This is a genomic window from Pedobacter sp. N23S346 (genome assembly GCF_048515415.1).
GTDB lineage: Bacteria > Bacteroidota > Bacteroidia > Sphingobacteriales > Sphingobacteriaceae > Pedobacter.
This window is the reverse complement of sequence record NZ_JBLYEE010000001.1, coordinates 751,251-763,918: the sequence shown is the minus strand read 5'-3', so window position 1 is coordinate 763,918 and position 12,668 is coordinate 751,251. Positions and strand designations below refer to the sequence as shown.

10 protein-coding genes are annotated in these 12,668 nt (G+C 38.0%); 8 read left to right on the top strand and 2 right to left on the bottom strand.

All coding sequences use genetic code 11. The annotated features are described in order from the left end of the window. Positions 1-119 precede the first annotated feature (119 nt). The 8 genes from ACN1CD_RS03300 to ACN1CD_RS03265 all read left to right on the top strand — a co-directional run bounded on the left by ACN1CD_RS03300 (position 120) and on the right by ACN1CD_RS03265 (position 9,072). Positions 120-2,630 (top strand): M1 family aminopeptidase, encoded by a 2,511-nt coding sequence (locus tag ACN1CD_RS03300; RefSeq protein ID WP_419128819.1) that lies wholly within the window; start codon positions 120-122, stop codon positions 2,628-2,630. A 402-nt stretch (positions 2,631-3,032) separates the two neighbouring features. After that, the gene (locus ACN1CD_RS03295) at positions 3,033-4,436 is read left to right on the top strand and encodes a tetratricopeptide repeat protein (RefSeq protein ID WP_419128818.1); all 1,404 of its coding nucleotides are present in this window, start codon (positions 3,033-3,035) and stop codon (positions 4,434-4,436) included. Positions 4,437-4,496: 60 nt separating this feature from the next. Beyond that, the gene (locus tag ACN1CD_RS03290) at positions 4,497-5,264 is read left to right on the top strand and encodes a phosphosulfolactate synthase (protein ID WP_419128817.1); all 768 of its coding nucleotides are present in this window, start codon (positions 4,497-4,499) and stop codon (positions 5,262-5,264) included. A 90-nt stretch (positions 5,265-5,354) separates the two neighbouring features. Then, a complete protein-coding gene (locus tag ACN1CD_RS03285; RefSeq protein WP_419128816.1) occupies positions 5,355-6,098 on the top strand; it encodes a shikimate dehydrogenase family protein in 744 nt (247 codons plus the stop codon). A gap of 49 nt (positions 6,099-6,147) precedes the next feature. Continuing rightward, positions 6,148-6,738, top strand: a complete 591-nt coding sequence (locus ACN1CD_RS03280; protein ID WP_419128815.1) for a gliding motility lipoprotein GldD — start codon at positions 6,148-6,150, stop codon at positions 6,736-6,738. A gap of 4 nt (positions 6,739-6,742) precedes the next feature. Continuing rightward, entirely contained in the window at positions 6,743-7,381 is a 639-nt protein-coding gene (locus ACN1CD_RS03275) for an MBL fold metallo-hydrolase (protein WP_419128814.1), read from the top strand. A 74-nt stretch (positions 7,382-7,455) separates the two neighbouring features. Continuing rightward, on the top strand, positions 7,456-8,685 hold the full coding sequence (locus ACN1CD_RS03270; protein ID WP_419128813.1) for an ABC transporter permease: 1,230 nt from the start codon (positions 7,456-7,458) through the stop codon (positions 8,683-8,685). A 3-nt stretch (positions 8,686-8,688) separates the two neighbouring features. Next, the gene (locus ACN1CD_RS03265) at positions 8,689-9,072 is read left to right on the top strand and encodes a hypothetical protein (RefSeq protein ID WP_419128812.1); all 384 of its coding nucleotides are present in this window, start codon (positions 8,689-8,691) and stop codon (positions 9,070-9,072) included. Positions 9,073-9,524: 452 nt separating this feature from the next. Here the strand turns inward: ACN1CD_RS03265 and ACN1CD_RS03260 are convergent, their stop codons facing one another. Further along, positions 9,525-11,204, bottom strand: coding sequence for a sodium/sugar symporter (locus ACN1CD_RS03260; RefSeq protein WP_419128811.1), 1,680 nt, complete (start codon positions 11,202-11,204; stop codon positions 9,525-9,527). 128 nt (positions 11,205-11,332) lie between these two features. Then, the gene (xylA, locus tag ACN1CD_RS03255; protein ID WP_419128810.1) at positions 11,333-12,664 is read right to left on the bottom strand and encodes a xylose isomerase; all 1,332 of its coding nucleotides are present in this window, start codon (positions 12,662-12,664) and stop codon (positions 11,333-11,335) included. Positions 12,665-12,668 lie beyond the last annotated feature (4 nt).

Sequence of the window (12,668 nt, the reverse complement as noted above, 5' to 3'; positions counted from 1 at the left end):
CTAAACGATTTACACAAAAAAACAAAAAATTAAGAGAAAGCGGGTACATTTGGGCCTTTACTTTATCACAATAATTTAGATCGTTGTTTTAAAGATCACTGACTTATATAATCATGAAAATGAATAAAAAATTTATCACTTCCAGCGCCCTGTTACTTTCCCTTTTTCTGGCTGGCCATGTTTCAGCTCAGGAAAAACCCGAAGAAAAACCTGCAAGCTTAACTGTTTACCGGGTTACACCCACTAAGGTGAATGATTTGGTTCATACCAAGCTCGATGTATCTTTCGACTATGCAAAGCGCTACTTAAATGGTAAAGAATGGGTAACCCTGAAGCCTCACTTTTACCCTACCGATTCCTTAACGCTGGATGCTCAGGGGATGGATATTAAAACTATTGCTTTGGTTGGCACAAAAGGAAATACCCCTTTAAAATATGTGTACAAAGACAATAAGTTATTCATCACCTTAAACAAAAAATACACCAACGCCGAAAAGTATACGGTTTACATTGCTTACACGGCAAAGCCGGATGAATTAAAGGTAAAGGGTAGCGCCGCCATTACGGATGCGAAAGGTTTGTATTTTATTAATCCAGATGGAACTGATAAAGATAAACCAACCCAAATCTGGACTCAGGGTGAAACCGAATCTTCATCAGCCTGGTTTCCAACTATAGATAAACCTGATCAAAAAACTACACAGGAAATTTCGATGACGGTTAAATCGAAATATACAACTCTCTCTAACGGTAAACTGATCAGCCAGAAACCAAATGCAGATGGTACCAGAACAGATACCTGGAAAATGGATTTACCACATTCGCCCTACCTGTTTATGATGGCCATTGGCGATTTCAAAATCACTAAAGATACCTACAAAGGCAAAGAGGTAAACTATTATTTAGAACCGAAATTTGCACCTTACGCAAAACAGATTTTTGGTAAAACACCAGAAATGATGAAGTTTTACAGTGAAACTTTAGGATTAGATTACCCCTGGAACAAATATGCACAGGTAGTGGCCAGAGATTATGTATCTGGCGCAATGGAAAACACTACAGCAACTTTACATGGTGAACAAATCCAGAAAAATGATCGCGAACTGTTGGATGGTAACGAAGAAGGAACCATTGCACATGAGCTTTTCCACCAATGGTTTGGTGACTATGTAACGGCAGAATCATGGTCTAACTTAACCATGAACGAATCCTTCGCCACCTTTGGCGAAGTGATCTGGCATGGACATGATGCCGGAAAAGATGCTGAAGATAGATCCCGTTATGAGAAACTACAATCTTACATCAGTTCTACCAAAAATGGCGAAAGTCCTGTTCTGGCCCGTTTTCATTATGCAGATAAGGAAGACATGTTCGATAATGTAAGTTATGCCAAAGGATCAGTAATTTTGTATGCACTGAAAAATCAAATGGGCGATGATGCTTTCTACAAATCGCTGAATAAATACTTAACCACCAATGCATTCAAAAATGGCGAAACCCACCAGTTGAGGCTCGCAATGGAAGAGGTAACGGGTAAAGATTGGAGCCCTTACTTTAACCAATGGTATTACAATGGCGGTCACCCGATTTTAGCAGTTGATTATGGATATGCTGGTGGAAAAGCAACCATTAAAGTGAAACAAACGCAGGATTCTGCTGTGCAAATATTCACCTTACCTATTAAAATTGATATTTATGCTGGCGGAAAGAAAATCAGCAAAGAAATAGTCATCAATAACCGCGAACAAACTTTTTCTTTTGAGGTAAGCACTAAACCCGACTTAATTGATTTTGATGTTGATAAAATCATTGTAGGTGAGTTGAACGACAATAAAGTTGCAGAGAACTATTATTTCCAATACAAAAATGCACCAACTTATGCCAACAGGATTGAAGCAATACAGTTCATTATGCAGAGCAAGGCAAAGAGCGGTCAACAGATTTTATTGGCAGGTTTGAAAGATCCTTCAGGAGATTTACGTGCTTTAAGTATCGATGGATTAAACCTGGAAGATGCACAAATCAAAGCAGCCGCACTTCCTATTTTATTACAATTGGCAAAAACAGATTCAGATACGGAAGTAAGATCAGCAGCGATATCCAAACTGGCAGAAACAGGCGATCAAAGCTATAAAGAGTTGATGGTAGCCAGTACGAAAGACAAGTCTTATCGCGTAACCGCGGCTGGGATAAGTGGATTGGCGAAACTTGCTCCTCAGGAAAGTTTAACAGCCTTATCTACTTTAGATCAGGATACAAAAGATCACATTGCGCCATCAATCGCAACGCTTTATATCAACGATCCGAAAGATGAACACCAGGATTTTTATGCTAATATCGCCACAAAAGGCAACCGGAATGACGTTTTCGCCGTAATTGGTCAGTATTTTCAATACCTCCGGGCCAACACCAACCCAAGCGTAACCGAAAAAGGACTGAAAAATATTAAAGATGCCATTGAAAGATTAAAATTACAATCTTATTTAAACAAACAACTTACTTCTGCTTATGAAGCAACTGCACAAGGTAAATCAACGCAGGCTTCATCAGCAAACGGAGAAGCAAAAACAAACCTGAATAAACAAGCCGAACTGTTTAAAAAAGCAGCCGCTGATTTAGGAAAGGAATAGATCATAGAAGGCTTTTATCCGTCATCAGATGAATACCTAGCACAGTAGCTATATTCATCTGATGACGGATCAGCTTCTAGATTATGACTACATTAGACTAATAGTTTACAAGCGAAATTATACAAAACCGGCTGATCAGCACTTCTTTTTTCCTGACTCCTGTATTACCTTACTCCCATATATTTATCCTATTTTTGTAAAAGAAGGGAAAAGGAACCGCGATGTTGAAAAAATCTATCGATTATCCACACATCATAATCACAACAATAAGCTTTATTTTCAGCCGTTTACATCGTTTTACACAATCGATGTTAATAATTATTTCTAAACCGAATAATTTAAATTGGTAAACTTATATTGTATTTTTCTGCCAATTGGCACGGTTCTTTAATTTAATTGTATATGGAAGAAGAATTCTTTTTTGAATCCAACGAAGACGCGCAACGTTCGGTAGAACGCTATGAAGAGATGATCCGCAATCAAGATCAATACTTTTTCGATGCAGGCGCCTTTGAGTATATTGTAGATTTTTACATTGAAAAAAATGATCCGGTAAAGGCTTTGCAAGTGGTAGATTACGCAGTTAATCAACACCCTTATGCAACCGTATTTTTAATCAAACAGGCACATCTTTATATTCTCACAAACGATCACGACAAAGCTTTTCTTGCCTTGCAAAAAGCCGAATTACTGGAACCGTCCGAACCAGATATTTATTTGTTACGCGGTAATATTTTTCAAAATACCGAACGCTTTAGTGAAGCTTTAGAAAATTATGAAAAGGCTTTAGGTTTGGCCGAAAGCACTGATGAGATACTTTTGCAAATGGCTTATGTGTATCAAAGCATGAGCGATTACGAAAGCGCCATTACCTATATTAAGCTCAGTTTAGAACAAAACATGGAAAATCAGGATGGTCTTTATGAATTGGCTTTCTGTTACGATGTGTTAGACAAGCAGGAAGAAAGCATCAAATTTTACCAGCAATACATCGATACTGATCCTTATTCTTATGCAGCCTGGTATAATTTGGGTAATAGTTTTCATAAGCTTAATCTTTTCGAAAAAGCGATCGATGCATATGATTATGCCATTTTAATCAAAGAAGATTTTAGTTCGGCTTATTTTAATAAAGGTAATGCCCTGGTGCAACTGGATAAGTACGATGAAGCCATCGACGTTTATAAACAAACTTTCGAATATGAACAACCTAATGCAGATACATACTGCGCAATTGGTGAGTGCTACGAAAAGTTAGAAAAAATGGACGAAGCCCGTTCGTACTATAAGAAATCGGTAAAAATGGATCCGAAAATGGCAGATGCCTGGTTCGGAATTGGTGTAACACTAAACCATGAGGAACGTTATTTTGAATCCTTGCACTTTTATAAGAAAGCAATTGATTTAGAAGCTGAAAATCCAGATTTCTGGTTTGCCATGGCCGATGCCTATTACAAACTTGGCCAGATCGAGGAATCTATTACGGCTTATGAAAAGGTTTTAGAATACAATCCTTTAGATATTGAGGCCTGGCTGGATTTCAGTACCGTGTTGTACGAGCAAGGGAAATTATTAGAAGCATCAGAAACAATGGCCGAAGCCATAAAAAATAATCCTGAAGCTGCAGAACTTTATTACCGCATGGTGGCTTACCTGTTTGCATTGGGAAATTATGCAGATGCGCTGGGCTTTCTCGAAACTGCATTAACCACTGATCCTGATAAGCATTATATTTTGTTTGAATATTTACCGCAATTGCAGGATAACAGTGCCATTATCAACGTTATTAACCGTTATATTCGCTAACTGCCTTTTGAGAAAAATTTAACAAATAATTCTCAAAATTTTTTTCACTTTTGTACGCATATGAATTACCCATTATTAAACGTTCCTGAACGTCCTGCTAAACCTCGCCAGAAAGGCCTTACAATGGTTATGGATAAAGGATTAAGCCTGCGCCAGGTGGAAGATTTTATTGAAGTTGCCGGCCTACATACAGATATCGTAAAATTAGGTTGGGCTACATCTCACGTTACGCCAAACCTTAAAGAAAAATTAGCCTTATATAAAAGTGCCGGTATTCCTACCTATTTTGGAGGAACATTATTCGAAGCCTTCATCATCCGTGATCAGTTTTCGGATTATCAACGCATTTTAGACCAATATGGCATGGAATACGCTGAAGTATCAGATGGTTCTATCGAGATTGAGCACGATTTGAAATGTGGTTACATTACCGAATTGGCTAAACAGGTTACCGTAATTTCTGAAGTAGGCAGTAAAGATGCCGCTAAAATATTTGCACCATATAAATGGATCAAATTAATGAAAGCAGAAATTGAAGCTGGTGCATGGAAAGTAATTGCTGAGGCACGTGAAGGTGGAAATGTAGGTATTTACCGTGGTAGTGGCGAGGTTCGTGAAGGTTTGGTTGACGAAATCTTAACCCAAATTCCGGAAGAAACCATTATTTGGGAGGCTCCACAGAAAGAACAACAAGTTTGGTTTATTAAACTAATCGGAACAAATGTAAACCTCGGCAACATTGCCCCGGCAGAAGTAATTCCTTTAGAAACCATCCGTTTAGGATTAAGAGGCGATACTTTCGACTACTTCCTGAATCAGACGAAATAAAATAGACATTGACCTTGCGAGGCACAAAGCAATCTGAATCTTTTGATTGATCCAGATTGCTTTGTGCTTCGCATTGACGTAAATACACCTATGAAAACTTACGGCTTAATCGGATTTCCGCTATCTCATTCTTTTTCTAAAAAGTATTTTACAGAGAAATTCCTAAATGAAGGCATCGTTAACCATCAGTATGAACTTTATCCTATTGAACACATCAAATCCCTTCCTGATTTATTAAGCAATAATGAATCGATTTGCGGTTTGAATGTAACCATTCCGCATAAAGTAAGTATTTTACCATTCTTAAATGAAATCGATGAAGCTGCAGAAAAAATAGGTGCAGTAAATTGCATTTGTGTGAAGCGGTTTCAAGGTGAAACTTATTTAAAGGGTTTTAATACGGATGCTTATGGTTTCGAGAAATCTTTAAGTCCGCTATTACAGCCGCAACACACTAAAGCATTGGTTTTTGGTGATGGCGGAGCAGCCAAGGCCGTTAAATATGTATTGGAAAAACTGGGTATCGAATACCAGGTGGTGGTTCGCAAAGCAACAGAAAACGCAATTTTGTATTCGAAAGTAACGCCAGATATTTTAGCCAGCCATAAATTACTGATCAATACTACGCCATTGGGCATGTCGCCGAATGTAGATACTTTTCCTGAAATAGATTATTCACAAATCGGAGACCAGCATTTGGCTTACGATTTAGTTTACAATCCGCTGGAAACAGCCTTCCTTTTAAAAGCTGCAGCGCACGGAGCTGTTATTAAAAATGGCTTAGAAATGTTGCATCAACAGGCAGAAAAGGCCTGGGCAATATGGAATAAATAACTTATTTCTGCGTAGAGACGAAAACGATAATCAAGATTTATAAAGAACAATGAAGTTAAAATCCATCATCCTTTTTCAAATTGTTCTGATTCTATCTTTTTCGGCTTGTCAGGATAATGATTACAGCCCCAAACCGAAGGCTTATTATCGGATTGAGTTTCCAAAAAAGGCTTACCAGCCCATTTTAGCACCAGTACCTTTCAGTTTTGATTACCCAACTTACGCTACGCTGGAGAAAGACCTAAGTCGGGATGCTCAAAAGAACTGGTACAACCTGCACTTTAAGCAGTTTAATGGGTATTTGCATTTAACTTACTACGATGTTTCGGGCAAAGGAGAATACGAAAACATGGTTGAAGACGCCAGGAAACTGGCCTTTAAACATACCATAAAAGCCAGTGCAATCGATCAGAAGGTAATCTATTATCCTGAAAAGAAAGTATACGGCATTTATTATGCGATAGAGGGGAACACCGCCTCCTCTGTCCAGTTCTTCTTAACTGATAGTACCAAACATTATTTCAGAGGCGCCCTATATTTTAATGAGCGCCCTCAATATGATTCGATTGCCCCGGTTATCAATTTTATTAAAAAAGACATCGATACCTTAATCTCTACCTTTAGGTGGACAAACCAATAACATTATGATTACCGTAAAAACCTTAACATTTAATGCCTATAGTGAGAATACATACATTTTATTTGATGAAACAAAAGAATGTATAATTATAGATCCGGGAATGTATGAAGGCTACGAACAAAATGAGCTGGTTTCTTTCATCAGGGAAAATGATCTTAAACCAGTATTATTGCTCAATACGCACTGTCACCTTGACCATGTTTTCGGCAATAAGTTTGTATTCGATACTTACAGCTTAAAACCACAGTTTCATGAAGGCGAACTTGTTGTTTTAAATGCGGTTCCTGGTTATGCTCCATCGATGGGTTTTACCCAATACCAGATTTCTCCCCTCCCGGATACCTATTTAACAGAAGCCGATACCATCACCTTTGGAAATAGTTCGCTTTCAATCATTTTTGCACCTGGTCACTCTCCCGCTCATTTATGCTTTTACAGCAAAGCAGATCATATCTTGATGGGCGGTGATGTATTGTTTCAAGGGAGCATCGGCCGAACAGATCTTCCTGGTGGAAATCATCAGCAATTAATTCAAAACATTTCACAGCGTCTATTCGTTCTACCTGATGAAACAACAGTCTATCCCGGCCATGGTCCAACAACAACTATTGGTTATGAAAAACAAAATAATCCTTTTTTTTAATGGAAGAGGGATGATGGTTTAATCCATCCAACATTTTCCATCTTACAGTTACCATTTTACCTATCTTTGTTAACGTGAATACGCCCCTATATATCGCAAAACGTTATTTGTTTGCAAAAAAGTCTACCAATGCCATTAACCTGATATCTGGCATATCTATGGTTGGGGTAATGGTTGGCAGCGCGGCGTTGATTATTATTCTTTCGGTATTTAACGGACTGGAAACGGTGGTACTTGGCCTGTTTGATACGATGACTCCAGAACTGGTTATTGTACCAGCAAAGGGGAAAACATTCGATCCTAATACCACCTACTTTTCCTCACTTCAGAAAAACAAAGCCGTATTTTCTTATACAGAAGTACTGCAAGAAAACGCGTTGCTTAAATATAACCAGAAACAGGCAGTAGGTATGGTAAAAGGGGTAAGTTTAGCTTATTTGAAAAACAGTAAGCTAGATAGCTCAATCAGAGAAGGGCATTTTACTTTACAGGATAAAAATGGTTTCACTGCAGTAATCGGCTCTGCCTTGCAAAGTCAGCTTGCTGTAAACACGCTTGATCCATTTACAGAAATGGAAATCTTTTCTCCTAAGAAAACGATTGCAGTTAATACGTTAAACCCAACGGAAGATTTTGTTAATAAAAGCATCAGAGTGAACGGTGTATTTGAAGTGCAGCAAGAGTTTGATAATGGAATTATTGTTCCCCTTGCCTTTGCAAGAGAACTGCTTGGAGAAGAAAAAAATGTATCAACAATAGAAATAAACCTGCAACCTGGAACCGATGTAGATCGCTTTAAAGAAGAAGTTGCTACAAATCTTGGTGAAGGCTTTGAAGTGCGAAACCGGGCAGAACAAAACCGTTCGCTTTACCATATTCTAAACACAGAGAAGTGGGCTGTTTATATCATCCTCACCTTTATTTTAATCATTGCTATTTTCAATATTATTGGTTCTTTAACCATGCTGGTGATCGATAAAGTAAAAGACATTGCAATCCTAAGTAGCCTGGGCGCAAGCAAAAAACTGATTAAACGCATCTTTTTATTCGAAGGAATGATGATTACCATGTCGGGCTGCATATTGGGGCTTATAATTGGGTTGATTTTCTATTTTATTCAGCACAATTACGGCATTATTAAAATGGGCGAAGCGAATCTATTAATGGAATCTTATCCAATCGGACTTAAATGGAAAGACTATGTTTTAGTCTTCGTAACCGTTGGCTTTTTCTCGTTTTTGGCATCAGCTTTGTCATCAAATTTAAGTGTTAAAAAGATAGACCAAATTAATCAAACAATATAAGGGATGAAGTTAGTTAAACAAGCATTTGTATTTGTTGTGATCCTCGGATTGGCGGTGACAGCTTGTAATAGAAAGGAAAAAGCCGGGGTAGAAGAGAGTGATGTTAAAATCGTGAAAGGATTATATAGTTTTGGCCCCGAAATGAAATCATTTACCACGTGCAATGACGGACGTGAATATTGGGTTGCCGACAGCGTTAAAAACCTCGAGCTTTCTTACAGCAACCTTAACTTCGAAAAACCATACGAACCTGTTTATGTTGAGCTGGAAGGTTACTTTGCGAAATCTGATACCTCAGCAGTTTCAGCAGATTTCGATTCGACATTAGTGGTAACTAAGGTTTTAAAAATCAGCAAGGAAATCCCCGATGGGCCGTGTGCACAATAATCGAATAACTTTCATTCGTTAGTCTGGAAATTCTTTCCAGACTTTTATACCTGTGGATTTATAATCCACCCTCAACGAGTTTATTAATCTAGCTTGGTTTTACGGCACTAAGCTAATGTTCAAACCTATAATTATATCAGGTATAAGCTTTGAAGATTAAAAATCCTCAGGAAGACGAGCCTAGATTATAAATCCAGACTAACATTTGTTAGTCCGGAAAAAATTTCCGGACTTTTATAACTGTGGATTTCTAATCCACCCTCAACGAGTTTGTTAATCAAGTTTGTTTTATGGTATAAGGCTTATGTTCAACTCTATAATGATATCAGATATAGAGGATTATAAATCCTCAGCAAGATGAGCCTGGATTATAAATCCAGACTAACTTAGTTTATAAAAAGAAGGCCGAATCATTTGCTGATTCGGCCTTCTTTTTATAAGCGTAATATCTACTACCAGTAAATACCGTAAAGTGCAACTAATAAACCAACAATGATTAAGGCACCAACTGCAAAACCAGGTGTGGTCTTAAACATGCTCGCATCAATTTCAAGTCCTTTTGGATTTGCCACGCCTTTTCTATTTTCAGTTAAGCTGATCAATACCATTCCTAAAATACAGAATACAAATACAATTCCCATTCTATCCAAGAAAGGAATTTCATAGATACCGGCTGCAGTTTTAACTGAGAAACCTATTTCTGATAAGAAAGAAAGATCCATCATTCCAGGTAAGAATTTTAATAAAAGCGATAATCCGAAACCGCCAATGGTGGCAAACAATGCCGCATTTGAGGTAGATCTTTTCCAGAAGAAGCCTAAGATAAACATGGCGAAAATACCTGGAGAAACGAAACCAGTATATTCCTGAATGTATTGGAAACCACCTTTTTTATCGATTCCTAAGTGAGGTGCAATTAAAACACCTAAAACCATGGCCACTACAACAGCAATTTTACCAGTGAAAACCAGGTCTTTTTCAGAAGCATCTGTTTTTAAAACCTTTTTATAAATATCTAAAGTAAAGATAGTAGCGATACTATTTGCCTTACCAGCCAATGAAGCCACCACCGCAGCTGTTAACGCCGCGAATGATAATCCTTTTAATCCGGCGGGTAATAAGTTTAACAATACCGGATAAGCACGATCTGGATTTACAGAACCATCCTGCATCATTTCGGATTGGAAAGCACCATCTTTATACAATACGTAAGCCGCGATACCAGGAAGCACCACAATAATCGGCATTAATAATTTTAAGAATGCTGCGAAAAGTAATCCACCACGAGCTGTTTTTAAATCGGCTCCCAAAGCACGCTGAGTGATGTATTGATTACAGCCCCAATAGTTTAGGTTCACAATCCACATACCACCAATAAGCACGCTTAAACCTGGCAAATCGATGTAATTTTCGTTGTCGGGTTTTAATATCATTTGGAAATGTTCCGAAGCTTTTGAAGTCATCAAACTATAACCTTCCAAAACACCTGATGTACCGTAGTGTGTAGATACCAGGTTTAACGCAAGATAAGTTGTAGCTAAACCACCCAGAATTAAGAAAAATACCTGGATCACGTCAGTATAACCGATTACTTTCATTCCACCAAGTGTAATTAAAATGGCAAATGCAGCAATAGCATACATACAGAAAGTTAAATCAAAACCCGAGATACTGCTTACCGCCAATGCACCTAAATACAAAATAGAGGTTAAGTTAACCACCACATATAACAACAACCAGAACACGGCCATAATCATCGCTACCGTACCGTTATACCGCTGATGCAAGAACTGAGGCATGGTTGCGATTTTATTCTTAAGGTATACAGGAATAAAGAATACAGCAACGATTACGAGCGTAAGTCCACCCATCCATTCGTAAGTAGCAATGGCAAGTCCCATTTTAAAGCCGGATCCACTCATTCCAATAAACTGCTCTGCAGAAATGTTTGAAGCGATTAATGATGCGCCAATTGCCCACCAGGTTAGTGATCCTTCAGCTAGAAAGTAATCTTTTGAGCCCGTGGATGCAGATTTTTTCTTATTGTAGATGTAAAGGCCGTAGGCTGCTACAATAACGAAGTAGATTGCAAATACAATGTAATCCTTCGTGTCCAGTAAGTTTTGTTTCATTGAATGATAAAAGGTTATTTGGTTTAGAAATCTAAATGTAGTAAAATCATAAATCAATATTCACATTTTTTTAAACAAAAACGTTAAAAAGACGCTTATTAATTTATGATCTTACTAAAATATTCGATTTAGATGTATCTGTTGATCAGATTTTCAAGATATTCCTGTCTGCCACTTCTCACTTCCGGCTCTCCAATTTCTGCAGCATAATTTCTCAAATCTTCTAAAGTAAGCTTTCCCTGTTCAAATTCAGCACCTTTACCGCTATCAAAAGAGTCGTAACGCGCTGTTCTTACTTTTTTATAATCAGATTTTTGAAGAATCGCATCAGCAGTAATTAATGCACGGGCGAAAATATCCATCCCACCAACGTGTGCGTAAAACAAATCTTTTGGATCGGTAGAGTTTCTACGGATTTTAGCATCGAAATTTACACCACCACCCTGAAGACCACCGCCTTCTAAAATAATTAACATTGATTCTGTTAATTCATTAATATCATTAGGAAACTGATCGGTATCCCAGCCATTTTGGTAATCACCACGATTGGCATCAATTGATCCTAATAAACCATTATCCACCGCAACCTGCAATTCATGTTGGAAGGTGTGACCAGCTAAAGTAGCGTGGTTTACTTCCAAGTTTAATTTGAAATCATTTAATAAATCATATTGTTGCAAAAAGCCTTTCACGGTAGCTGCATCGTAATCGTATTGATGTTTAGAGGGCTCACAAGGTTTAGGTTCGATAAAGAAAGTACCTTTAAATCCTTGTTTGCGGGCATAGTCTTTTGCCGTATGTAAGAATTGCGCCAAATGCTCCTGCTCGCGTTTCATGTTGGTATTTAGCAAGCTCATATAGCCTTCTCTTCCACCCCAGAACACATAGTTTTCACCACCTAAAGCGATGGTAGCATCTAACGCAGCCTGCACTTGTGCCGCACCATGTGCTAAAACTTTAAAGTCTGGATTGGTAGAAGCACCATTCATGTAACGTGCATGACTGAATAAATTGGCTGTTCCCCAAAGTAATTTCACCCCGCTATCTGCTTGCTTTTGCTTGGCATATTCTACCAAAGTTTGGAGCCTGTTTTCATTTTCAGCAACGTTGTTTCCATAATCAACCACATCTACATCATGAAAACAATAGTAAGGCAATTGCATTTTGGTAATGAACTCAAATGCAGCATCCATTTTATCCTTTGCCCTTTCGATGGCATCTTTCTTTTCATCCCATGGAAAAACATGTGTTGCACCGCCAAAAGGATCTGCACCGTTTCCGTTAAATGAATGCCAGTATGCACAAGCAAATTTGAAATGCTCGTTCATTGTTTTTCCGGCTACTACCCTATCGGCATCATACCACCTGAAAGCTAATGGATTATCACTTTCCAGGCCTTCAAATTTAACCTGATTTATGCCTTTAAAAAATTCTTTTTCTCCTGTTACTATGTTTTTCATTGTA